16 protein-coding genes are annotated in these 24,185 nt (G+C 77.1%); 8 read left to right on the top strand and 8 right to left on the bottom strand.

Annotated features, from left to right (window positions below; genetic code table 11):
- Positions 1-771 (top strand): transposase (locus GD880_RS16430; RefSeq protein ID WP_193314569.1); only part of this gene is annotated, 771 nt, incomplete at its 5' end.
- 144 nt (positions 772-915) lie between these two features.
- On the opposite strand, the gene trpS is transcribed toward GD880_RS16430, so the two are convergent.
- Both trpS and glgX read right to left on the bottom strand, forming a co-directional pair.
- Positions 916-2,052, bottom strand: a complete 1,137-nt coding sequence (gene trpS, locus GD880_RS16425; RefSeq protein WP_152232694.1) for a tryptophan--tRNA ligase — start codon at positions 2,050-2,052, stop codon at positions 916-918.
- A gap of 142 nt (positions 2,053-2,194) precedes the next feature.
- On the bottom strand, positions 2,195-4,591 hold the full coding sequence (glgX, locus tag GD880_RS16420) for a glycogen debranching protein GlgX (RefSeq protein WP_226909742.1): 2,397 nt from the start codon (positions 4,589-4,591) through the stop codon (positions 2,195-2,197).
- Positions 4,592-4,795: 204 nt separating this feature from the next.
- Here glgX and GD880_RS16415 point away from each other — a divergent pair, with 204 nt between their 5' ends.
- Positions 4,796-5,605: an electron transfer flavoprotein subunit beta/FixA family protein gene (locus GD880_RS16415; RefSeq protein ID WP_152232692.1), complete on the top strand. Its 810-nt coding sequence runs from the start codon at positions 4,796-4,798 to the stop codon at positions 5,603-5,605.
- A 13-nt stretch (positions 5,606-5,618) separates the two neighbouring features.
- A complete protein-coding gene (locus GD880_RS16410; protein WP_152232691.1) occupies positions 5,619-6,587 on the top strand; it encodes an electron transfer flavoprotein subunit alpha/FixB family protein in 969 nt (322 codons plus the stop codon).
- Between the two features lie 174 nt (positions 6,588-6,761).
- On the opposite strand, the gene GD880_RS16405 is transcribed toward GD880_RS16410, so the two are convergent.
- A complete protein-coding gene (locus tag GD880_RS16405) occupies positions 6,762-7,367 on the bottom strand; it encodes an NADPH-dependent FMN reductase (RefSeq protein WP_152232690.1) in 606 nt (201 codons plus the stop codon).
- Between the two features lie 219 nt (positions 7,368-7,586).
- Here GD880_RS16405 and GD880_RS16400 point away from each other — a divergent pair, with 219 nt between their 5' ends.
- From GD880_RS16400 to mnmA, 3 genes are all read left to right on the top strand, one after another.
- On the top strand, positions 7,587-8,228 hold the full coding sequence (locus GD880_RS16400; RefSeq protein WP_152232689.1) for a hypothetical protein: 642 nt from the start codon (positions 7,587-7,589) through the stop codon (positions 8,226-8,228).
- 222 nt (positions 8,229-8,450) lie between these two features.
- Positions 8,451-9,683 carry a cysteine desulfurase family protein gene (locus GD880_RS16395; protein ID WP_152232688.1) on the top strand — a complete coding sequence of 411 codons (1,233 nt, stop codon included), beginning with the start codon at positions 8,451-8,453 and terminating at the stop codon, positions 9,681-9,683.
- The gene (gene mnmA, locus GD880_RS16390; RefSeq protein ID WP_152232687.1) at positions 9,683-10,825 is read left to right on the top strand and encodes a tRNA 2-thiouridine(34) synthase MnmA; all 1,143 of its coding nucleotides are present in this window, start codon (positions 9,683-9,685) and stop codon (positions 10,823-10,825) included. Before GD880_RS16395 ends, mnmA begins: the two co-directional genes overlap by 1 nt.
- A 118-nt stretch (positions 10,826-10,943) precedes the next feature.
- Here the strand turns inward: mnmA and GD880_RS16385 are convergent, their stop codons facing one another.
- Positions 10,944-11,321, bottom strand: coding sequence for a nuclear transport factor 2 family protein (locus GD880_RS16385; RefSeq protein ID WP_152232686.1), 378 nt, complete (start codon positions 11,319-11,321; stop codon positions 10,944-10,946).
- Positions 11,322-11,958: 637 nt separating this feature from the next.
- Here GD880_RS16385 and GD880_RS16380 point away from each other — a divergent pair.
- Positions 11,959-13,800, top strand: a complete 1,842-nt coding sequence (locus tag GD880_RS16380; RefSeq protein WP_152232685.1) for a hypothetical protein — start codon at positions 11,959-11,961, stop codon at positions 13,798-13,800.
- A gap of 137 nt (positions 13,801-13,937) precedes the next feature.
- Positions 13,938-14,891, top strand: a complete 954-nt coding sequence (nudC, locus tag GD880_RS16375) for an NAD(+) diphosphatase (RefSeq protein ID WP_226909741.1) — start codon at positions 13,938-13,940, stop codon at positions 14,889-14,891.
- 38 nt (positions 14,892-14,929) lie between these two features.
- Here nudC and GD880_RS16370 read toward each other — a convergent pair whose 3' ends face one another.
- From GD880_RS16370 to GD880_RS20440, 4 genes are read right to left on the bottom strand one after another with little or no spacing between them, the layout of a single operon-like run.
- Positions 14,930-17,527 (bottom strand): hypothetical protein, encoded by a 2,598-nt coding sequence (locus GD880_RS16370; RefSeq protein ID WP_152232683.1) that lies wholly within the window; start codon positions 17,525-17,527, stop codon positions 14,930-14,932.
- Positions 17,524-20,994, bottom strand: coding sequence for a tubulin-like doman-containing protein (locus tag GD880_RS16365; RefSeq protein WP_152232682.1), 3,471 nt, complete (start codon positions 20,992-20,994; stop codon positions 17,524-17,526). The genes GD880_RS16370 and GD880_RS16365 overlap by 4 nt, the downstream gene beginning before the upstream one ends.
- A 23-nt stretch (positions 20,995-21,017) precedes the next feature.
- A complete protein-coding gene (locus GD880_RS16360; protein ID WP_193314568.1) occupies positions 21,018-23,753 on the bottom strand; it encodes a vWA domain-containing protein in 2,736 nt (911 codons plus the stop codon).
- Entirely contained in the window at positions 23,750-24,058 is a 309-nt protein-coding gene (locus GD880_RS20440; RefSeq protein ID WP_193314567.1) for a hypothetical protein, read from the bottom strand. The genes GD880_RS16360 and GD880_RS20440 overlap by 4 nt, the downstream gene beginning before the upstream one ends.
- Positions 24,059-24,185: the final 127 nt, after the last annotated feature.

Here is a 24,185-nt window from a genome sequence, read left to right as displayed (position 1 = left end):
CTGGGGACTGCCCGCGCTGCGGGCGTGAGCGGCCGGGTGCTGTGTCGGGCGGACTCGGCGTACTACGGCCACGCCTTCGTCGGCACCGCGCTGCGCCACGGGGTGTGGTTCTCGGTGACCGCGCGGATGAACCCGCAGGTCAAGGCGACCATCGCGGGCATCGACGAGGACGCCTGGACCCCGATCAAGTACCCCCACGCGGTCTGGGAGGAGACCGAGCAGCGCTGGGTCTCCGACGCCGAGGTCGCCGAGGTCCCCTTCGTCGCCTTCACCTCCCGCCGCAAGGCCGAGCACGTGCCCTGCCGGCTGATCGTGCGGCGCGTCAGACGGCTCCAGCCCCTGGCCTCCGACGGCAGCGAACAGGGCGAGCTGTTCGCGGCCTACCGCCACCACGCGTTCATCACCAACTCGACCCTGGACACGGTCGAGGCCGATCAGCGTCACCGCGGCCACGCGATCGTCGAGCAGGTCATCGCCGAGCTCAAGGACGGGCCGCTGGCCCACCTGCCCTCGGGGAAGTACGCCGCGAACGCGGCCTGGGTGGCCATGGCCACGATCGCGTTCAACATCGCCCGTGCCGCCACTGTCGCCGCCGACATGGCCACCGCCCGGTGGGCGACCGTGCGTCGCCGGATCATCAACGTCCCCGCCCGCATCGCCGCCACGGGCCGCCGGCTGATCCTGCACCTGCCCAGCCGCTGGCCCTGGGCCGAACACTGGACCGCCCTCCACACCGCCGCGACCGGACCGCCACCGACGGCCGCGTCCTGACCACCCAGCCCCAGCGGGCACGACCCGAGGAACCCGAAGTGGAAGAGCCGGCGCAGACCGGCAGCCCCACCACGCCTCGGACCTGCTCGCCCCCATCACCTCACCCGATCAGCGACAAACCAGGCAACGTCGGTGGATCAGGGCTCAGTAGACCATGTGCATGGCCTGGCGCACCTCGCTGAGCGTGGCCTCGGCGACCGCGTTGGCGTGCTCGTTGCCGCGGCGCAGGACGTCGAGGAGGTAGCCCTCGTCGGCGGCCAGCTCGGCCCGCCGGGCGCGCACCGGCGCGAGCATGTCGTTGACCGCCTCGATGGCCGCCTTCTTGAGCGTGGCGGCGCCGCCGTCGCCGATCTCCGCGGCGACGTCCTCGGGGCGCCGGCCGCTGGCGAGCGCGGTGAGCAGCACGAGGTTGGAGACCTCCGGGCGCAGCACCGGGTCGTAGGTGATGTGCCGGTCGGCGTCGGTGACCGCGCGCTTGAGGAGCTTGGCCGTGGTGTCGGCGTCCATGCCCAGCTCGATGGCGTTGCCGCGCGACTTGCTCATCTTCTGCCCGTCGGTGCCCAGCACGTTCGGGGCGTTGGAGAGCAGCGCCTCGGGGCGGGGGAAGACCGGGCGCGAGCCGTCGCCGGCGCGGCCGTACCGCTCGTCGAAGCGGCGGGCGATGACCCGGGCCTGCTCGAGGTGGGGCAGCTGGTCCTTGCCCACCGGGACCAGGTTGGCCTTGCAGAAGAGGATGTCGGCCGCCTGGTGGACGGGGTAGGTGAGCATGAGCCCGGACATCGCCCGGTCGCCGGTGGCCTCGAGCTCGGACTTCACGGTGGGGTTGCGGCGCAGCTCGCTGTCGGTGACCACGGAGAGGAACGGCAGCATGAGCTGGTTCAGCGCCGGCACCGCGGAGTGGGTGAAGATCGTCGAGCGCTGCGGGTCGATGCCGACGGCGAGGTAGTCCGCGACGAGGGAGAGCACCCGCTCGCGGATGGGCCCCACGCCGTCGCGATCGGTGATGACCTGGTAGTCGGCCACGAGGACCCACGTCTCCACGCCGGCGTCCTGCAGCCGCACCCGGTTGAGCAGGCTGCCGAAGTAGTGCCCCAGGTGCAGGTTCCCCGTGGGCCGGTCGCCGGTGAGGATGCGGAACCGCGTCGGGTCCTCGCCGATCTCCCGCTCGATCGCGTCGCTGCGGCGCTGGGTGCGCTCGAGCGAGGCGTCCGAGGTGGTCTCGATGAGGTCGACGTCGTCCTCGGCCAGCGTCGGGGCGGGGGAGGTCTGCTCGGTGCTCATGCGTGTCCTCGTCGGTCGGGGCCGTGCGTGGCGTGCCTGGTGTGGCCGTCCACGGACGGCCGGGGTGGAGAAGAAGGGTGCGCCTCAGGGCCGTCGCGCGGACGGCCGCCAGGAACGCAGGGTGCTCGGCACGCCAGCCACTTTAGTCTGCGTCGGGTGCGGGCCGTCCGAGGCGCCCGCCACCCGGCGCCGGCCCCCCGGCCGCGCTCGGCGTGGGCTCCCCGGCCGCTCCCGCCGTCGCCCCCGGGGCCGGCGACGCGGCGTCGGTCAGGTACAGCCGCATGCTCAGCGCCTCCAGCTCGACCCGCTCCCCGGGCGAGGCGACGAGGCTGAGCGGCTCGCTGTCGGAGGACATCCGGGAGAAGTCCGGCCGCTCCCAGGCCGAGTCCCACACCAGCTCGTAGTCGCGCCCGCGGCCGCGGGGCAGGGCCACCTCCTGCTGGTCGAGGGAGCCGTTGAGGACCAGCAGGGCGTCGCCGTCGCCGAACCGGAGGCCCGAGCGCAGCATCTGCAGCACGCGCGGGTGCGGGTCGTGCCACTGCTGGGGCGTCATCGGCTGCCCGGCGGCGTCGAACCACCCCAGGTCCGCGACGTCGTCGCCGGAGACCGGCCGGCCCGAGGCGAACCGGGTGGGCCGCAGCACCCGGTGCTCGCGCCGCAGCCGGAGCAGGTAGGTGGTGGTGGCCAGCAGGTCCTCGCGCCAGGGCTGCAGGTCCCAGTCCACCCAGGAGATCTCGTTGTCCTGGCAGTAGGGGTTGTTGTTGCCGTGCTGGGTGCGGCCGAGCTCGTCCCCGGCGGTGAGCATCGGGGTGCCCGCCGAGAGCAGCAGGGTGGCCAGCAGGTTGCGCAGCGAGCGCCGGCGCAGCGGGAGCACGACGGCGAAGGGGGAGTCCCGGCGCACCGGCCCCTCGACCCCGTGGTTCCACGAGCGGTTGTCGTCCGAGCCGTCGCGGTTGTCCTCGAGGTTGGCGGCGTTGTGCTTGTGGTCGTAGGCGACGAGATCGGCCAGCGTGAAGCCGTCGTGGGCGGTGACGAAGTTGATCGAGGCGAGCGGCCCGCGCCCGCCGGGCACCTCGCCGAGGCCGAACAGGTCCGCCGACCCGGACAGCCGGGTGGCGAGCTCGCGCAGGTCCCGCCCCGGATGGCCCTTGGCCTGGGCGCCGGCGTCGGCGAGCCAGAAACCGCGCACGGCGCCGCGGAACCGGTCGTTCCAGTCCGCCATCGGGTCCGGGAACTGCCCGGTGCGCCATCCGCCCGGGCCCAGGTCCCACGGCTCGGCGATGAGCTTGGTGCCGGCGAGCACGGGGTCGGTGGCCAGGGCCACGAGGAAGGGGTGGTAGGGCGTGAACTCCGCGCCGTGGCGGCCCAGCGTCACGGCCAGGTCGAAGCGGAAGCCGTCCACGCCCACCTCGCTGACCCAGTAGCGCAGCGAGTCCAGCGCCAGCTGCACCACCCGGGTGCGGCGAAAGTCCAGGGAGTTGCCCGTCCCGGTGACGTCGACGAGCTCGCCGGGGTGCGCGCCGTCGTGCAGGTAGTAGCCGGTGTTGTCCAGACCGCGCAGGCTCAGCGTGGGCCCCTCCGCGCCGCCCTCGCAGGTGTGGTTGTAGACGACGTCGAGCAGCACCTCGATCCCCGCCGCGTGCAGCGCCGCCACCATGTGCTTGACCTCGGCGAGCACCGCCTCGGGGCCGGCGAGCCGGGCGGCGCGGGTGGCGTAGCGCGGCTCGGGCGCGAAGAACGCCAGGGTGTTGTAGCCCCAGTAGTTGCTCAGCCCCTTCTGGGTGAGGAACGGCTCGCTCATGGCCGCGTGGATCGGCAGCAGCTCCACCGTGGTCACGCCGAGGCGCCGCAGGTGGGCGACGGTGGCGGGGTGCGCCAGCCCCGCGTAGGTGCCCCGCAGCTCGGCCGGCACCCCGGGCAGGCGCATCGTCAGGCCGCGCACGTGCGCCTCGTAGATCACCGTCTCCGGCCACGGCACCCGCGGGCGCGGGCCGCCGGTGGGGACGCCGTCGTGCAGGACGACGCCGTGGGGGACGAACGGGGCGGAGTCACGGTCGTCGCGGACGAACCCGTCGACCGGGCGCAGCGCCTCGTCGACGGTGTGCGCGTAGATGGCCGGGACGAGCTCGACGCCGCCGGCCAGCGCCCGGGCGTAGGGGTCGAGGAGCAGCTTCGCCGGGTTGTGGAGCAGGCCGGCGGCGGGGTCCCAGTGCCCGTGCACCCGGAAGCCGTACCGCTGCCCGGCCCGCACCCCCGGGACGTGCCCGTGCCAGATGCCCGCGATCGGGCCGCGCAGCCGGTATCGGCGCTCGTGGAGGGTGCCGTCGGCCGCGACGTCGATGAGGCACAGGTCGACCCGCTCGGCGCGGGAGGCGTGGACGGCGACGTCGATCCCGTCGCCGACGACGTGGACACCGAGCCGGCGGTGGTTGCGGGCCCGGCCGGGGGCCCGGGGGGCCGGGGCGTCCTCGTACGGCCGCGCGGCAGGCGGCGAGGGCGCGCTGACCTCCCCGCTCGCGCGGGTGCCCGTGGTACTCACGTTCACATTCAACCTCACCCCTCCGACACCCGCGTGACGCCCGGGCGCGGCCGGGGACCGCGAGGGACGGGACCTCCGTCCCGGGCGGCCGCGCGGGGGCGGTGCTCCGCCGGGCCGGCGGCGGCGTGGCGCCGGGCACATCCGGCCAGACGGCGTCGGTCCCCGATTCCCGCCCCTCCCGGCGCAGGTGGCAGGCTGGGCGCCATGAGGATTGTCGTGTGCGTCAAGCACGTCCCGGACCTGCAGGCGGAACGGACCCTGGGCCCCGACGGCCGCCTCGTGCGCGGGGAGGACGACGTGCTCAACGAGCTCGACGAGAACGCGGTCGAGGCCGCGGTGAGCCTCGCCGAGCAGGCCGGCGGCGAGGTCGTGGCCGTCACCGCGGGCCCGGACGACGCCGTCGACGCCGTGCGCCGGGCGCTGCAGATGGGCGCCGACGCCGGGGTGCACGTCACCGACGAGCGCATCGCCGGCTCGGACGTGCTCGGCACGGCGCGGGTGCTCGCCGCGGCGGTGCGCAAGCTCGGCGAGGAGGCGCCCGTGGACCTCGTGGTCACCGGCATGGCGTCGATGGACGGGCTGACGGCCATGCTGCCCTCGGCGCTGGCCGCGGCCCTGGAGCTGCCCCAGCTGACCCTGGCGAGCGGCGTCCGGCTCGAGGACCGGACCCTGACGATCACCCGGACCATCGGGGAGGCGGACGAGGTGCTCGCCGCCGAGCTGCCCGCCGTCCTGTCGGTGACGGACCAGGCCAACGAGCCGCGCTACCCCAACTTCCGGGCCATCATGGCGGCGAAGAAGAGGCGGGTGACCATCTGGGACCTCGACGACCTCGCCCTGGCCACCACCGGCGCGGAGGCGGACGGCGGCCCGGAGGTGGGCACCGTCGGGGCCGGCACGCAGGTGCTCACCGCCGCGCCGCGCCCCGCGCGCACCGCCGGGCGCATCATCACCGACTCCGGGGACGCCGGCGCGCAGCTCGCCGCGTACCTCGTCGAGAACAAGCTGGTCTGAGGCAGGAGAGAACATGACCGTGCTGGATGCCCCCGTGCTCGTCGTCGTCGACCACGTCGACGGCGCCCTCACCGCGCCCTCGGGCGAGGTCCTCACCCTCGCCCGCTCCCTGACCTCCGGCGGCGTGACGGCCGTCGCCCTCACCGCTCCCGACCTGCCGGCGCTGGCCCGCTACGCGGCCGGCGAGGTGGCCGTGCCCGACCTCGCCGGGCTCGCCCCCGAGGTCTCGGCCGTCGCCGCCGAGGCCGTCCTCGCCGTCGTCGAGCGCACCGGGCCGGCCGCGGTGCTGCTCGTCTCCAGCTTCGCCGGCAAGGAGGTCGCCGCCCGCCTGGCCGCCGCGCTGGGCTCCGGCGCGATCGTGGACGCCACCGGCATCGAGGTCGCCGACGGCGGCCTCGTCGTGTCCAAGACGGTGCTGCAGGGCACGTGGGAGACGACGTGCACGGTCACCCGCGGCCTGCCGGTGGTGGCGGTCAAGCCGACGTCGGTCGACGCGGTGGAGGCGCCGGGGGCCGAGCCCGCCGTCGTCGACGTGCCCGTGGAGTTCTCCGCCGCCGCCAAGGCGGTGCGCCTGGTCTCGCGCACGCCGCACCCGCGCGGGGGCCGGGCGCCGCTGGCGGAGGCGAAGGTGGTCGTGGTCGGCGGTCGCGGCGTGGACGGCGACTTCGGCGCCGTCGAGGCGCTCGCCGACGAGCTGGGCGCCGCCGTCGGGGCCACCCGCGTGGCCACCGACGAGGGCTGGATCGACCACGCCGCCCAGATCGGGCAGACCGGCGTGACCATCGCGCCGCGGCTGTACATCGGCGCGGGCGTGAGCGGGGCGATCCACCACACCGCCGGCATGCAGGCCGCCGAGACGATCGTGGCCGTCAACACCGATCCCGAGGCGCCCATCTTCGAGATGGCCGACCTCGGGATCGTCGGGGACGCCGCGCAGGTGCTGCCGCAGGCGGTCGAGGAGCTGCGCCGGCTGCGCGGCTGAGCGGGTTATCCGTCCCGGTGGCCGCGGCGCCGGACCGGCGGAGCTCATCGCCGGCCGGGCTCACGACGCGGCCGCACCGCCGGCCGGGCTCACGACGCGGCCGCGCCGCCGGCCGGGCTCACGACGCGGCCGCGCCGCCGGCCGGGCTGACGACGCGGCCGCGTCGTGGTGACCTCACTTGCGCGAGTAGTCGACCTCGCGGTCGCCGATGTGGCCGGGCGCGCTCGCGGCGAGGACGCGCTCGACGAAGCCCGCGTACTCCTCCATGTAGTGGCGCAAGAACTCTGCCGTCGACTCGTTCCGCACCTCGCCGTCGTCCCCGAAGACGTCGGGCTTGAAGGTGATGTACGCCTCCGGGGCGTTGAGCTGCGGGGCGTCGAGGAAGCTCAGGACGCTGCGCATGCTGGACTGCATGACGGCGGTGCCGATGCCGCCGGGCGAGGCGCCGATGATGCCGGTGGGCTTGCGGGCGAAGGAGTTCTGGCCCCACGGGCGCGACCCCCAGTCGATCGCGTTCTTCAGGGCGCCGGGGATGGAGCGGTTGTACTCGGGCGAGACGAACAGGATGCCGTCGGAGGCTTCGATCGCCTGCTTGAGCGCCCGGCCCTGCGGCGGGTAGTCGGCGTCGTAGTCCCAGCTGTACAGCGGCAGGTCCTTGATGGGGATCTCGGTGAACTCGAGCGTGTCGGGCGCGAGCTTGATCAGGGCCTTCGACAGGATCCGGTTGATGGAGCCCGTGGCGAGGCTCCCCACGAAGTAGCCGATCTTGAATGTGGCCATTGTTCGTTCCTCACTTCCGGCCGGCCGGTGACCGACGCGTCGACGGTGGATCGTGCCTGTCGATCGTGGCCCCCTGCGCCGGACGCTGTCGCGCCGAGCCCCGCGGCGGCCAGGCGTCCCGATGGCCGAGGGGCCGGTGTGGTGACGGGCAGGGGATCGCGGCGCGCCCCGTCGGCGGTGTCCTCGACGGCGACGCCCGGTCCGCGGGACGATCGATGGATGGTCCTCACCGACGCGGTGCCCGACGAGGACGCCTTCCGCGCGCTCGCCCGCTCCTCGCCGTGGCGGTGGACGACGGCGCAGCTCACCGTGCGCTGGCACGGGGCGGTGGCGCCCGGCGACGTCGATGCGGTGCGCGCGTGGGTCCGGCGTGATCCGCGGTCGGTGCGGGTGGAGAGCCTCGACGGCGTGCTGGTGCTCGACGAGCACGCTGAGGATCACGGGCAGAGCAGGGGGATGCTCGTCGCCGTCGACCGTTCACTCCTCGGCCGGGTCGGCCGCCGTGCCAGGCGCCGCGCGCGCGAGGCAGCGGCGGCGGAGCTCGCCGCGCGCGCCGCGGAGCCGCCGGTCTACCGGCCCGACGGCCTGGTGGCCGTGCGACCTCTGTTCGCCGACACCGACGATGCGATGTACCGCGACTACCGGTGGGTGGCGATGCTCGACCCGGTCGAGCTCGCGGACGGCGGCGACCCGGACGGCGTGGACCCGGCGACCAGGCCCGGCACGGCGGTCGGGGCGCTCGCCGTCGTCGACCACCGCGGCCGGCCGGCCTGGGAGGCGGTGGTGCGGGCGCTGCCGGCCTACCAGCCGCGGTGCGGGTGCTGCTCGCTGCTCGCTGCTCCGCGATCCCGGCCAGGATGAGCGCGAGTGGGGGAGCGGCGGCCCGCCCGGCCTGCCCGCGGACTACGTCTCCGGCGACGGGGCCCGCGTGCGGCTCGACCAGGCGACCGGGATCTGCGTGCTCGTGGAGCAGATCGGCGGGACCGACGCGGGGGCGGGGTTCGAGGCCGTCATCGAGGCGGCGGAGCTGGTGTGACGCCGGCGCCCGCGGTCGGCGCAGGCCGGTCCTTACACTGGGTCTCCGTGAGCGGCACCCGGCACTACCTCGACCACGCGGCCACCACCGCGGTGCGCCCCGCGGCGGCGGAGGCGTACGCCGAGGAGCTGACCCGCCTGGGCAACCCCTCCTCCCTCCACGCCGCCGGCCGCGACGCCCGCCGCCGCCTCGAGGAGGCTCGCGAGCGGCTGGCCGCCGCCCTGGATGCCGACCCCGCCGAGGTGATCTTCACCTCCGGCGGCACCGAGGCGGACAACCTCGCCGTCAAGGGCGCGTACTGGGCCCGCCGCGGCGCGGCGCCGGAGCGGACCCGGCTGGCGATCTCCGCCGTCGAGCACCACGCCGTGCTGGAGGCCGCCGGCTGGCTCGCCGCCCACGAGGGCGCGGTGCTGGACACGCTGCCCGTCGGCGCCGACGGCGTGCTCGACACCGCCGCGCTGGAGGCGCACCTGGCCGCGCACGGGCCGGCCACCGCCGTCGTGTCCGTCATGTGGGCCAACAACGAGACGGGGGCGCTGCAGCCGGTCGAGCGGGTGGCCGCCCTCGCTCACGCCGTCGGCGTGCCGGTGCACACCGACGGCGTCCAGGCGGTCGGCCACGTGCCGGTGCGCTTCCGGGGCAGCGGGGTGGACGCGCTGAGCCTGTCGGGGCACAAGCTCGGCGCGCCGGTCGGCGTCGGGGCGCTGCTCGCCCGGCGCGGGCTCGGGCTCAGCCCGGTCGAGCACGGCGGCGGGCAGGAGCGCGGGGTCCGCTCGGGCACCCTCGCGGTCGCCGGCGCCCGGGCGCTCGCGGTGGTGGTGAGCGCCGCCGTCGCCGAGCAGGAGACCGAGGCCGAGCGGCTGGGCGTGCTGCGCGACCGGCTGGTGGCCGCCGCGCTCGCGGTGCCCGGGGTGACGCTGTCCGGGCCCCCGGTCACGCCGTCCGGACCTCACCAGGCGCGGCTGCCGGGCACGGCGCACCTGACCATCGAGGGCGCCGACGCCGACGCGCTCCTGTTCGGCCTGGACATGGCCGGCATCGACGCCTCGTCCGGCTCGGCGTGCCAGGCCGGGGTCCAGGAGGCCTCCCACGTGCTGCTCGCGATGGGCCGCAGCGAGGAGCAGGCGCGGTCGGCGCTGCGCTTCTCCCTCGGCTGGACGAGCACCGCCGCCGACGTCGACGCGGTGGCCGCTGCCCTGCCGGGCGTCGTCGAGCAGGCCCGGCGCGCGCGCGCGACCCGGCGCCCACGAACCACCACCACCGCGAGGAGCGTGAGCTGATGCGGGTCCTGGCCGCCCTGTCCGGAGGCGTGGACTCCGCCGTCGCCGCCGCGCGGGCCGTGGAGGCGGGGCACGAGGTGGTCGGCGTGCACATGGCGCTGAGCCGCTCGCGCGCCCAGCACCGCAACGGCTCGCGCGGCTGCTGCTCCATCGAGGACGCCGGGGACGCGCGCCGCGCCGCGGACGTGCTCGGCATCCCGTACTACGTCTGGGACCTCTCCGAGGAGTTCGAGGACACGGTGGTGGCCGACTTCCTCGCCGAGTACGCCGCCGGCCGCACTCCCAACCCGTGCGTGCGGTGCAACGAGCACATCAAGTTCTCCGCGCTGCTCGACCGGGGCGTCGCCCTGGGCTTCGACGCCGTCGCCACCGGCCACTACGCCCGGATCACCGAGGTGCCCGACGGCGCCGGCGGCACCCGCCGGGAGCTGCATCGCGCCGTCGACCCGGCGAAGGACCAGTCCTATGTCCTCGCCGTCATGGGCGCCGAGCGGCTCGCGCGGGCGCTGTTCCCGCTGGGCGACGCCCCCTCCAAGGACGCCGTGCGCGCGGAGGCGGCCGCCCGCGGGCTGAGCGTGTCGGCCAAGCCGGACTCCTACGACATCTGCTTCGTGGCCGACGGCGACACGCACGGCTTCCTGCGCGAGCGCCTCGGCGCCCGCCCCGGGGAGGTCGTCGACGCCGACGGGCGGGTGCTCGGCGAGCACGACGGCGCGTACGCGTACACCGTCGGCCAGCGCAAGGGCCTGGGGCTGACCCGCCCGGCACCCGACGGCCGGCCGCGCTACGTCCTGGAGGTCCGGCCGCAGAGCAACCAGGTCGTGGTCGGGCCCGCCGAGCTGCTCAGCGTCGACGAGATCGGCGGGGCGCAGACGGTCTGGCTGGCCGACGACGTCCCCGCGGGGGAGTGGACCGCCACCGAGGTCCAGGTGCGCGCCCACGGGGACCCGGTGCCCGCGCAGGTCCGCCGGAGGCCGGGCGTGCCCGACGATGGGGGGGCCGGCGACCTCCTCGAGGCCTGGCTGGCCACCCCGCTGCGGGGCATCGCGCCCGGGCAGTCGCTGGTGGTCTACGCGGGCAGCCGGGTGCTGGGGCAGTCGACGATCACCCGCGCCCGGCGGGGGGCGCCGCTGCCGGCGTGATGTCGGCAGCCGCGCCGGGGCGCGATCCCCGTCGGTGTGACCGCCCTGAGCAGGAGGCGCAACGAGGGCGTCAGATCTGACCAGTCTCTGACCGCGCGCGGCCGGTTGCGGGTGCGACTCAGGCGGCGTCGCCGGTGGCCGGCTCCCTCATCCACCACTCGGTGAAGTCCCGGCACCGCCCGTGCTGGTCCAGCCGGATGATCCAGATGTTGCGATAGGTGCGCGGCGGGTCGGTGCGGTACTCCGTGCGGCCCTCGACGACGCCGACGTCGGCGGAGACGACCACCGGGTGCCAGCGAAACGTCGCCTGGCCGGGCTCGTCCTTGTGGGCGAGCCATCCGTCGACGATCGCCTGCCGGCCGTGCCACGGCTCCGCGTACGGCTCGGTGCGATAGCTGGCGTCGGCGGTGAAGAGGTCGCCGATCTCCGCGGGGGCGTTGGAATTCCACGCCCGCACGTAGCCCTCGATCCACCGCCCGAGCTGCGTCTCGTTCATCGTGGCACTCCTGGCTTCTCGATTGTCCGCAGGCTAGGGCAGCCGCCCGGCGCCGCGGCGGCGAACCAGCGGAGCAACCCGGGGAACGCTTGTCCACAGGCGAGGGTCTCTCTCTGTCGGCCGGTGCCCCCGGGCCCCTACGTTGACCGCCACCAGCAGGTCGAGCGAGGGGAAGGCCGGGTCATGGCAGCTGCGTCAGGGATGGTTCCGCGGCGCCTCGCCGCGCTCGTCGTGGCGCTGATGGCCCTGACGGCCTGCACCGGCGAACCGGCGGTGCCCCGGCCCGCGGGCCCGGCCTTGTCGCGGGTGGAGGCGCCGATGGCGGCGATCGAGCTGTCCGCGGAGCTCGGCGCCGCCGCGGCGTCGTGGGGATGGAGCCTCGTGGCCTCCGACGGCTCCGAGGCGCCGGACGCGGTCGGCGTCGTCGAGAGCCGGGGGGAGGCGTCGGAGGTGGGCGTGTGGCGCCCCGCCGCCGACGGCACGCTGACCGCCGTCAGGTTCCGGACCACGGGAGACGTGTGGTCGGTCGCCGGGGCCCGCTCCGCCGACGGCGTCGCCCTGGCGGGCACGGCGTGGGACGGGCGGCGCTCGCGGGGCTTCGTGGCACTGTCCGACGGGGGACCAGCGGTTCGCCGAGGTGGCGCTGCCGGACGAGGCGGCGGCGGTCCGCCTCACCGCCGTCACGGTCGCCGGCCAGACGGTGCTCGCCGTCGGGCAGGACCTCGAGGAGCACGCCTGGGCCGTCCTCGTCGACGCCGGCGCCGCGGCGGGGCACACCGTGCGGACCGTCGCGCTTCCCGCCGTCGCCGAGGGCGACCACCTCGCCCTCACGGGCATCGCGGCGGCGGGGCGCCGGGTGGTGGTCACGGTCGAGGTGGGCCGCCCCCGGGTGCCACGAACGCACCACGCCTTCGTCTCCGGCGACGGCGGGGCGACGTGGGAGGGCCCCGTGCCGGTCGAGGCCGGCGTGCGCGCGGACGTGCACGGGGTGGTCTGGACCGGCTCGGAGTTCGTCGCCACCGGGGCACGCCTCGACCCGGAACGCCGGGCGCTCGTCCCGGGCGCCTGGTCCTCGCCGGACGGCACGGCCTGGACGGCCGAGACCGTGCAACTGCAGCTCCCCAGCGGGGCCGAGCCACCGACACCCATCTGGCTCGGCGCCCCGACGCTCGGCGTGGGCCCCGGCGGCGGGGCGGCCGTGATCGCCGTCACCGAGCTCGAGTACACCTGGCAGCTCGTCTCCTTCGCCCGGGAGGGGAGCGGCCCGTGGCGGTTCCTGCACGCCGCCGACCCGGTGCCCGCCGCGGACGCGACGGGCATGGCCTGGCAGGGCCGGCACGGCGACGCCTGGATCCTCACGGACTACGGCTCCGCCGCCCAGCTGCAGCACCTCCTGCCCACCGGGCCCGCGCCGGCCCACGACCTCGTCGCGCACGACCCGGGCGCCCGGCTGCAGTCGGTGCACGCGCTCGGCGACGTCGTCGGTGCCGTCGCGGCGCGCCCGTTCTTCGAGGAGAAGGGCGAGACCGGGTGGCGCACCGGGGCGACGGCCGAGCAGCTCGTCCTGCACGGCACCACGGTGCGCCGCCAGGCGTGGGGCCCCGAGGGGACGGAGCAGTATCCCGACCTGCTGACCGAGACCGATCCGGTCAGCGGGACGACGGTGCTGCTCGCCGCCGGGCGGTGGGCGACGACGGGCGTCGTGACCTCGGGGTGGTCCCGGGAGGACGCGGGCGCGTGGCACCCGGTGACGGGCCTGGACGGGCATGGTTACGTCGAGACGCGGTGGCTGGGACAGGCAGGTGGCCGATGGTTCGCCACCGGACAGGTCGCCCCGTCGGCCCACGTCGACGACGATCGCCACGGGCAGGTCTGGACATCCCGGGACGGCACGGCCTGGGAGGCGATGGCCGGGGACCTCGGGGCGCCGCGCGACAGCCTCGTCGAGCAGGTGTGCACGCTCCCGGACGGCCCGACCGTCGGCGTCGGGTGGAGGCAGGACGACGCCCGCGACACGACGGGGGCGCTGTGGCGGCTGCGTGACGACCGCTGGGAGCGGGCGGCCGACGGCGCGCTCGGGTCCGCCTTCACCTGGTGCGCCGCCGCCGGGGACGCGATCCTCGTGGGCGGCACGCTCGACGACAGGGGCGTCACGTGGCGCACCACGGACGGGGTGAGCCTCGAGGAGATCGAGCGCCTGCCCGACGGTGTCCGCCGCGGCATCGCGGTCGAGGTCGACGGCGGGATTGTGGCCGCCGGGCACCTGCGCACGGCGGACCACGAGGGACCGGTGGTGTGGTTCTCCGCGGACGGCGAGGACTGGTCGTGGGCCCCGGTGCCCGGCCGCGGCGGTCGCGGCGAGGTCACCGTCCACGCGGTGCCCGACGGCGTCGTCGTCATCTACGGCGGGGCGACGGCGGACGAGGCGTGGCTCGTCACGGACCCCGGCGGCGTCATCCGGGCCGAAGGACGCCGGTAGCGCCCGGGCGCCGTCGGGGACCTCCCCGGCGGCGTCGGACCGTGGGTGCCGCCGCGCGCGGCCGCCTTCCTCGCGGCGCGGGACGGCACCGGCCCGCGGGTGATGGTCCGCGGCCGCCACGCTCTACGGTTGGCCTCGTGCACAATCTTCCGCTCGCCCGGTCCACCGTCGACCCGGACGCCGCCGCCCGCACCCGGCCGGCCCTGTTCGCCGTGCTCGTGGCCGAGCCCACCACCCGGGTGCTGCTCGTCCGGCACGGGCAGGTGGCGACCCACGACGGCGCGCTGGACCTGCGCCCACCCGCCGAGGTCACCGGCGCCACGTGGGATCCCGAGCACCTCGCCTACCTCGGCCGGGACGCCGACGCCGCCTACGTCTCGCTCACCCTGCCGGAGACCCTCGGCGACGAGCGGGACCTCGACGGCGTCCCGGTGCAGGAGGACGCCGCCCTGGTCGGCTTCGTCGAGGGGCTGACGTTCTCCCACCTGCGCGACGTCGGCGACGCCCTGCCCGACCGCGACGCCGGCCTGGCCACCACCGCCGTCGCCCTGTCCGGCTGGCACGCGCGGCACCCGCGCTGCCCCCGCTGCGGGGAGGTCACCGAGGTGATCGACGCCGGGTGGGTGCGCCGCTGCACCGCGGACCACTCGCTGCACTACCCGCGCACGGACCCGGCCGTGATCATGGCGGTGACCGATGCCGCGGACCGCATCCTCCTCGGGCACGCGGCGCACTGGCCCGCCGGGCGCTTCTCCACCCTCGCCGGCTACGTCGAGCCGGGGGAGTCGGTGGAGACCGCGGTGCGCCGCGAGGTCGCCGAGGAGGCGGGCATCGCCGTCGGGGAGGTGCAGTTCCGGGCCTCCCAGCCCTGGCCGTTCCCGGCGTCCCTGATGCTCGGCTTCCGGGCCCGGGTGGCCGACGGCGCGGCGGCGGAGGTGCGGGTGGACGGCGTCGAGCTCACCGAGGCCCGGTTCTTCACCCGGGAGGAGCTGGCCGCCGCGGTGCGCGACGGCGAGGTGCTGCTGCCGATGCGTTCCTCCATCGCGCTGGCGCTCATCGAGGAGTGGTTCGGCGGCCCGCTGCCGCGCTGAGGCCGCTCGCCCTCTGACTGGGCCCCGGGTGGGCGGGGTCACCACTCGATGAACTCCCCCTCCGTGGTGGCGGGGCTGGCCGCGGCGGGCGTCGCCGACGCCCGCGGCCGCGCGGGGGCGAAGAGCAGGAGGTCGCCGGGCTGGGCGCGGGGGGAGAGGTCGACCCGCAGCATCAGCCGCCCGGGCATCCCGGCCGCGCCGGCCCCGGTGCCCCCCGGCTCCGGCGCGGGCCGGACCCAGGTCAGCGCGGTCTCGGGCTGGTGCCGGGCCGCCTGCAGGCCGCGCGGGCTCCACTGGTCCGGTGCGAAGGGGACGGCCGGGCCGTGCGCCGCGCGGAAGAACGCCGACTCGTCGACCGTGCCTGCGGCGAGGGGCCCGAGCCGCTCGACGTGGCGGTCGGCCAGGCGGAGCCGGCCCTGCTCGACCGCCTGGCGCACCTCGGCGAGGGCGCGTCGGGTGGCCAGCACCCCGCCTCGGCCCGCCCGGCAGGCCTCCACGAGGCGCCGCCGGGGCGCGAAGGGGCCGCCACGCACGTCGAGGTCCGCCGCGAGGTAGGCGCCAGCAGAGCGACGGCCCGCGTCGCCGACCGCGGCGACCAGCTCGTCGAAGTTCTCGGCGCACCATCCCGGATGGCAGAGCGCGGCGAGCGCCGCGTGGACGGCGCGCTCGCGCTCGGTCTCGTCCGTGCCGGCCGGCACGCCCAGGGCGACGGCGGCGGGCAGGGTGGCGAGGACGTCCGCCGGTGGCTCGGGAGGGCCGGCCGCCACCGGCGCCCACGGGCGGTGCAGGAGGTGGCCGACGATCTCGCACCAGTCCACCAGGGCCTCACGCAGCAGCCCGAGACGGGCGCGCTCGCGGCGGATGTCGTCGGCGAGCTGGGCGTGCGCGCGGCTCGCCTCGTCCTCCGTCGCCGCCGTCCACGCGTGCCGGCGCAGTGCGCGGTAGTACCCGTGCTGGGCCGAGACGGCCAGGACGAGCGGGACGCTCAGCGTCAAGGTCACCGCGCGGGTGGCCCCGGCGGCGCTGGGGCGGCCGGCGAGGTAGGCGGCGGTGGCCGCCGCGGCAACGACCAGGAGGATCAGCGCGACCAGCCACCGGCGCTTGACCCGGCGCTCGGCCTGCGCCATGGCGTCGGGCTCCGCGGGGGGCGGGGCGGCGTCGGCGGCCTCGAGCGCGGCGATGCGGGCGTCGAGGGCCTCGGTCAGGCGCCCTGTCACGGTGGGCTCGGGCGGCACGGTGGGCTCGGGCGGCGCGGCGGTCTCGGGCCGTGCGGTGACCTCGCCGCGCCGGCCGGGGCCCGCCACGGAAGGCGCGACGGCGCCGGCCGGAAGAAGCAAGCGCAGCCCGGCCAGCTCCGGGACGGGAAGTCCCGGGGGAAGGCCGCCGCCGTCGACGAGCCCGAAGCACACCCGGCGAAGGTCCTGCCAGGTCTGGGGCCGGGGGGCCGGCACGCCACCCCCGGCCTCCACCGAGCCCGGCCCCGGCGGGCCCGCGGGGCCGGCCGCCCCGCCGTCCGGCACGCTCGGCCGGGAATCCGTGCCCTCCGGCGCCGAGGCCGGGCCCGCACGCCGCGCGGCGGCCTCGCGCACGACGTCGAACAGCGAGTCCGCCGTGCGCGCCCGGGTCCGGACCAGCGTGTCGCTGCCGCGACCCACGAGCACCGCCGTCGCCACGTTCTCCACGAGCCGGCGGACGCCCCGGGCGAGCACGCCGAACCCGACCCGGAACATCATCAGGTTGAACCGCAGCGCCTCCCACAGCGCGGCCCGCACCCGCCGGACGCGCCGCCCCGGCCCCGGGCGCGTCGCCCGGGGCGGCTGGCGCCAGTCGCGCCCGTCCAGCAGGAACCGGGCGGCGCGGTCGGCGACCGCACCGGGGTCGCGGGCCGGACGTGCCCACGGCAGCGCCGGCGCCGGCCCGGCCTCGCCGGAGGCGAGCGCGATCGCGTCCCGCACCACCTCCTCCACCGGGTCCGGCCCGAGCACCGCGCGGACCGACGCGCGCAGGACGACCAGGTCACCCTCGGTGCTCGTCGAGTCCGTCCGGACGCCGTCGAGCGCGCCCTCGCCCACGCCGGCCCACAGCCCGCCGACGGCGGCGACGGCCGCCGCGGCGTGCCCGAGGAAGTTGCCCGGCTCCCGCACGAAGACGCTGTTGCGGTCGAGGTCGGGCCGGTCCTCGGCCGCGACCACCGCGGCCACGTCCCAGCCGGGCAGCAGGTGCTCACGCCCGAGTCCCGTCGCCCCGCTCTCGGCGACGACGAGGCTGACCCGGTGCACCCGGGTGCCCGCCGGGGGCAGCGGCATCGCGGCCTGGAGCACGTCGGCCACGAGGTCGGCGCGCTCGAGGAACGCGGCGGGCGGGCGGGAGGTCCGCGTGACGAGCTGGACGGCGACGAGGCGGACGAGGTCGAGGCGCTGCAGGCCCAGAAGGGCGAAGAGGTCCCCGTCGCGCCCCGCGCCCGCCCCGACGAGCCGGGCCGGGACGCGCGGCGGCCCGGCGCCGGTGGTGACGTCCTCGGCCTGTACCCACAGGGACTCCGTCAGCAGCCCGGCACCGGCCCACCGCTCGACCAGCGCCCGCAGCTCGCGGCCGGCGTCGCCGGTGACGAGCAGGACGGCGCCGTCCGTCCTCACCACCGGTCCTCGGTGTCGTCTTCGATGTGCCCGACGGCCCGCCGCAGGTCGGTGAGGGCGGCGAGGATGTCCAGGCGCAGGTCGTACGACAGCGGCACGTCGAAGGGATCGGTCCGCGCCTCCACCGCGGCGAAGTGCCGCGCGTAGTTGGCGTGCAGGCGGTCCAGCTGCGCCTCGACCTGCCCCTGTCGGGACTCCATGCCAGTAGGGCCGGCGTCGGCGGGCGCCTCGGCCGGCGACGTCGCGGCCGCGCCCGCGCTCGCGGACGGCTCCGGGCCCGGCGTGGGGACGCCGGCCTCCGGGGCGCCGCCGGTCAGCGCGCCGGCACGCGCGCGGGTGCCGCGGACGCCGTCGTAGGCGGCGCCCGGGCCGCCGACGATCCAGTCCCGCAGCTCCGTGGCGGGGTTCTCGTAGGCCTCGTAGCCCCCGCCCAGCCCGGACCGGCCCAGCTCGCGCAGCCGCAGGTACGGCGCCAGCGGCTCGCGGCTGGCCCGGGTGTTCACCTCGACCAGCGCGAGCAGGATCGACTGCAGGACCACCGGCAGCATCTCCCGGCTGTGCACGACGTCGGTGGTCAGGAGCGGGTCGGGGAACCCGCGGAAGCTGCCGCCCCCGCCCACCTGGTCGGGCACCCAGATCTGCGCGGTGAGTGGGGCGAGCCGGATCTGGTCGAGGATCCGGGCGGTGAACCAGCCGCGCACCATCGCCCGCCGGATGGCCGGAGAGATCGGCAGCGCCTCAGTGAGCGAGCGCGCCCGGCGCCAGCGCCAGAACTCCGCCCGGGTGTCCGGCGTCGTGCTGCGCGCCCCCCACTCGCTGGCGATGGGCTTCATGAGGGAGTCGAACGCGACCGGCTCGTACGGCGTGGCCAGCACGCTGAAGACGTCGATCGCCGCCTCGGTGCCCTCGCCGAGGGCGGCGGCCACGTCGGCGGACCACTGCCCGCGGCTCTGCAGCACCCGGCGCACGATCTCCCGCCCCGGGGACCGCTCGGGCAGCGGGATCTCGCTGAAGGAGAGCACGTGCGAGGCCGAGTGGACGTCGTGGACCTGCACGAGCACCCCGGGGTTGATCTTCACCAGCGGGGCCGAGGCGTCGAGGGCGGAGATGAGCGCGCCCTCGAAGGCCGCCAGGCGCCGGGCGTGGTCGGCGGGCTCGGCGCGGTCGGGGTCGAGGTGGTCGCGCAGCCCCTCGCCGAGGTAGCGCCCGACGGCGGTGCCCTCTCGGCGGAGCCAGCGCCGCGCCCGGCCCAGCAGCGCCGCGCCGGAGACGTCGAGGTCGAAGGCCGCACGGGACGGCGGCGTGAGGACGCCCGTGCGCAGTGCGTCCTCGCGCGGCACCCAGCCGGTGCGCTGGTGGAGCAGGTGCTGCGCGCCGGCCGTGACGTCGTCGGCGTCGAGGACGACCTGGGTGACCGCCGTCCGGCGGGCGTCCCCCGGCCCGGCGGCCTCGACAGTGCGGGTCACGAGGTCGGCGAGGATGCGCGGGTAGGCGGTGGTCGGCTCGAGGAGGAACTCGTTGGGGGCGGGGCGCAGGCGCTCGGGCACCGCGTCGCCGACGGGCCACAGCGCGATCGGGGACGGCCGCCCGTCGACCGGGGCGACCTCCTCCTGCGCCAGCGCCGCCGTGCCGCGCTCGACCGCCGCGTGCAGCGGCTCGAGCAGGTTGTCGACGAGGTCGGGCAGCAGGGCGGCGGCCATCTCGCGCAGCTCCGCCTCGTCCTGGCTGATGAGGACGTCGACGGCGCGGCGCACCCCGGCGAGGATGGCGGGGGAGGCGCCGGTGAGGGTGGCGCCGCCGCGGTCCACCTCCTGAGCGACGGCCTGCTCGCGGCCCAGCGCCCAGCGTTGGTGGCGCGCGGCGGCCTCGCGCAGCTCCTCACGCACGCGGCCCAGCTCGGTGGCCAGCATGCCGAGGACGGCGGCGGTGACCGGCCCGCCGTGGACGGCGAGGAAGCGGGCGGTGTGGTCGGTCAGGCGCCGCTGCATCCCGCCCACCCAGTCCCGGCCCCGGGCGTGCCGGGCCAGGCGCAGCTCGTCGCGGAAGGCCGGCTCGCGGGCGGCCGTCTCGGTGAGGATGCGGTGGCGGACCTCGACGGCGGACAGGCCCCGCTCGCCGACGCCCTCGGCGACCCGCCGGTGCAGGGTGTCGGCCAGCGCCCGGGCGAGCCCGGCCTGGTTCTCGGGCCGCAGCCCGTCGAGGATGTCGTGGGCGCCGTCGCCGCGCTCGTCCAGGCCGGAGGCGGCGAGGAAGGCACCGAAGACGTCCTGGGCCACGTCGGCGACCAGGCGGCGGGGGATGCGCTCGTCGTTGGGCAGGCGCAGCTCCTCATGGCGGCGCAGCACCCGCTCGACGGCGGCCCGCGCCAGGTGCTCGGCCGCGTAGTCGCGGAATCGGTCGCGCCCCAGGCCCACCCGCGCCGACCCCAGCGCGGTGAATGGGGTCTCGGTCCCGGCGGCGTGGATGGGCAGGTGGTCGGTGACGGCCTGCGCCGTGGCCGACCAGTTGCCCTGCACCGTCGCCGTCAGCCGTTCCTGCAGGGTCGCCGAGGTCACCCACGAGGCGACCGAGCGGCCGATCGCGCGGTAGACGGCGTTCTGGGTGCCGTAGGAGACCTGCTCGTTGCGGTTGCCCACGAGGAAGGGGTAGCGCGGGCCGAGCCGGTTGACCGCGCCGAGCTGGATGCCGTGCGCGGCGAGCAGGGCGCTGGTCTCCTCGCCGGGGCCCTCGGTGTTCCAGTACCCGCCCAGCAGCTCCCCGAGGGTGGCCAGGGAGTTGGGCCGCACCCCGCGGCGGTGCTCCTCGGGCAGGTAGTCGAAGACGTCGGGGGCGTAGAGCAGGCCGATGCTCTCGGAGGCCCAGGGCTCCCCGAGCGCCCGGACGGCGTCGCACACGTCGATGACCGCGCCGGCGCCGGTCCCGCCGGCCACCGAGCAGATGACCAGGACCACCGGGTCCGGCGCGGCGGCGGCCGGCGCGCCGCCCAGCAGCCGGGTGGCCCGCTGGAGCTCGCCGGCGACCTCCGCGCCCGTCAGCGCCCGCCGCGCGGCGCCCACGGCCTCGCGGAGGTCCTGCAGGCTCGCCAGGGTGATGACCCGCCCCAGGGCCCGGTACTGGCCGGCGCCCTTGCTCGCCGGGATGTTGACCTTGTCCGGGTCGGGGCGCCAGGTGCCCATGGCGTCGCCGGCCGGCGTGCGCCCGGTGCCCGCGAGCGCGGCGTCGATGTGGCGGTAGGTGAGGCCGGCCTTGACCAGCCCGCGGTAGCCGCCGGGCGGGAGCTGGGCGGGCAGGTCCGGGTCGTTGCCGTCGGCCTGGGTCGGCACGTCGAGGTGCAGCAGCTGCCAGGCGGCGGGCAGGTCGCCCTCCCAGCCCAGCTGCTCCATGCGGCGCAGCAGCTCGTCGCGGACGACGCGGAGGGTCTTCCCGCCCGACCCGCCCACCCCGATCATGAGGAACGGTCGCAGCATGCGTGCTCACCCCTTCGGGTCGCTCATCGGAACACTGACGGCGGGGCGTCGTCGTCCCGGGCCGGTGGGTGGCCGTGGTGGTGGTCGTCGGGGCGATGGGGGCCGGCATCGCCGCCCCACGGGGAGTCCTCGTCCCAGCGCTGCCCGCCGTCGTCCCAGGGCGCCGCGTCGGCGCCGCCGGGCTCGTCCGCGTCGTCCCACAGCGGCCGGTACTGCGGGTCGGCGTCCCGGCCCCCGGCGTCCCGCCCTGCGGCGTCCCGCCCTGCGGCGTCCCGCCCTGCGGCGTCCCGCCCTGCGGCGGCGGCGCCCCGGCCTGTGGCGGCCCTTCCCGCTCCCGCGGCCACGACCGCCGGCTCGGCGGGGCACAGCGCGGTCACCCGCCGGTGGATCTCATCCCACACCGCGCCGCTGCGGGCGACCTCGGCGAGCCCGGCCTCCACGAGGTCGCCGAGTCCCGCGCTGTCCTCGGCGACGCACACCAGGCGCCCCCGGACCTCGCCCGCGCCGGGCTCGAGCGCGACGTACAGCGCCGAGCCGAGCCCGAAGCTGGCGCGCGCCCGCCGCCCGTCCAGCCAGGGCTGCCGCGGGTCGGTGCTGGCGACGAGCTTGCCCGAGGCGCTGCGCACCCAGGCGGCCGGCTCGGCGAACGGCACGAGCGGCAGCGTGCGGGAGAAGCGCAGGCCGGCGGCGTCGAGACGGGTGACCCGCCGCGGCGCCGGCTCGGGCAGGTAACGGAAGTCGTCGGCCGTGAAAAGGGCTGGCGCGTCGTCGGCCCGGCGCGGCCCGCCGGGCGTGAGGACCACCGGCACGCTCGCCACCCGGGTGCGCGGCCCGACGGCGAACCGGCCCACCGCCGCGTTGCCCGCCCAGCCGATGACGCACGGCACGGCCAGCGCGAGCAGCACCAGCGCCGCGGTGAGCCCCCAGCGCAGCGGCTCGTTGACCGGGCGCACCAGGCCGGCGGTGACCGGGACCGCCACGGTCGTGGTGGCCTGCCCGTCCGCGGCGGTCAGCGTGAGGGGCAGCGTGCCCTCGACGCGCCCGTCGGCGGGTGCGCCGGTGCGCAGGTGGAAGTCCCAGGCGCGGGCGGCGCCGGCGGGCAGGTCCAGGCACCGTTGGTCCGAGGTCACGGCCACCCGGCCCGCCATCGCGGGGCCGGTGAGGGGGCCCGGCGCGTAGCAGGCGCGCGTGGGACCGCGGTCGCTGCCGGTGAGCAGCAGGGTGCCGGTCGCGGCGGTCGTGTCGGACAGGGTGGGGAACGTCAGCCGGGGGGTGTCCAGGCGCGGGAAGGCGGGCGGGAGGGCGGCGGTCACGGTGGCGCTCGCGGCCGCCGGTCCCAGCGCGATGCCGCTGGGCGCGCTGGTGGCCGTGGCGAGCGCCGAGAGCGGCACGGCCGCCGGCCCGCCCGGGGGGAGCGTCACCTCGCCGCTCGCGGTGCCGCCGGCGAGCGTCCCGAGCGGGACGTCGGCCCCGCCGGCCCGGAGGGAGAGGTGCAGGGACTGGTAGGCGGCGGGGTCGACCGGGGTGCCGTCCGGGAAGCGGGCCGTCACCTCCAGCCGCGACGGCTGGCCGACGACGATCCCGTCCGGGGCGGCGGCGCCGAGCGCCACACCCCAGAAGTAGTACACGTCGACCGCGGCCGGGCCGTCGGTCTCCAGGGTCCACACCCCCGACCGGGGCGGGCCGGCGGGGTAGGTGACCGAGACGGTGGTGAGCCCCTCGGCGGTCGTGACGAGGACGGCGGCGCCCAGCACCGTGCTGGACCCGGCGCCGAGGTCGTGCCGGCCGGCGTCGGGCGCGATCAGGCGCGGCGGCGCGGAGGTCTCGAGCACGGCGCGGAAGCCGGCGACGCCGCGGTCGAGCGGGACGGGCAGCGCCCCGCCGGGGCACGCGTCCCCCGGGCAGGTGGTCCGGGCGGCGGCGCGGCCGCCCTCGAGGAGGGCGGCGACGCCGGCGAAGAGCCGGCGCAGGTCGGCCGGCCGGTCGGCGCGCAGGTAGGCGCCGGGCGCGGCGTCGGCGGGCACCGGCTGGGCGCCGCAGCGGGTGCCGTCGCCGGTGCCCTCGGCGATGGCGCGCAGCTGCTCGCGGGCGGCTGGCGGCACCGCCCCGGCGCCGGCGTCGGTGAACAGGGCGACGGCGATGACCGGGATGTGCGCGCCGCGCAGCCCGTCGACCAGGCCCTGCGGGTCGCACAGCTCGGCGGCGGCGGCCTGCGTGCCGGCGCCGACGTCGAGCTCGCCGTCGGTGAACCACAGCAGCACCGGGCACGAGGTGCCGCCGAGGGCGGCCTGACGCTGCTGCAGGGACTGCTGGGCGCCGCGCAGGGCGACGCGGTAGTCGGTCTCGTCGGCCCGGTCGCGCCCGGGCAGCTGCGTGCGGGCGGCGCCCGTCAGCGCGTCGGCGTGCGCCCCCTCGACCCCGCCCCAGGGCACCAGCTGGGTGTAGGTCGAGCCGAACGTGGCGAGGGTGGCCTCGACGTCCAGCTTGCCGGCGGCGGCGCCCGGCAGGCCGGCGAGGGCGTTGACGGCGGTGGTGATCGCCCCCACCCGCCGGTTGCCCGGGTCCGTCTGGCGCAGGCTGCTCGACTCGTCGACGACGATGGCGACGAGCAGGTGGTCCGCGCCGGCCGCGCACCCGGCGACCTGGGCGAAGGTGCGCTGCCCGACGTCGCTCAGCGCGTCGGTCTGGGCCCGCGCCGGGGGCGCGAGCAGGAGCAGGGCCGCGGCGAGGACGAGGCCGGCCGCCCGGCGGGCGGTCACTTCGCGAGCTCCGTGGCGACGACGAAGGCGTGCCACGCCCCGGAGGAAAGCCCCAGGACGAGGGCGAGGGTGGCGGCCCGGTCCAGCGCCGCGGCGGGGTTGTACCAGGGGGAGGCACTGGCCCGACGGCGCAGGATCCGATGGACCTGCACGAGGACGCCCGCGGCGACGGCGCCGAGCAGGTACCCGGCCGCGGCGGCGCGGACGGCCGTCGGGGTGTCGGCGAGAAGGTCGACGCCGACGAGCAGGACCGACGCGGTCGCGGCGGCCAGCGCGGCCGCCGCGGGCCACGCCGGGGCGCGCACCGCGCGCGACCCGGCTGCCGCGCCGGGACCGATGCCCGGGCGGGCCCGCGCCCGGGCCCCGGAGCCGGCCCGCGCACCCGCCGCCGGGCCGGCCCGCGCACCCGCCGCCGGGCCGGCCCGCGCACCT

Origin of the sequence: Georgenia ruanii (assembly GCF_009193175.1) — a bacterium.
In the GTDB taxonomy this organism is placed as follows: domain Bacteria; phylum Actinomycetota; class Actinomycetes; order Actinomycetales; family Actinomycetaceae; genus Georgenia; species Georgenia ruanii.
The sequence above is the reverse complement of the archived record's forward strand: the minus strand, read 5'-3'. Positions and strand labels throughout refer to the sequence as shown.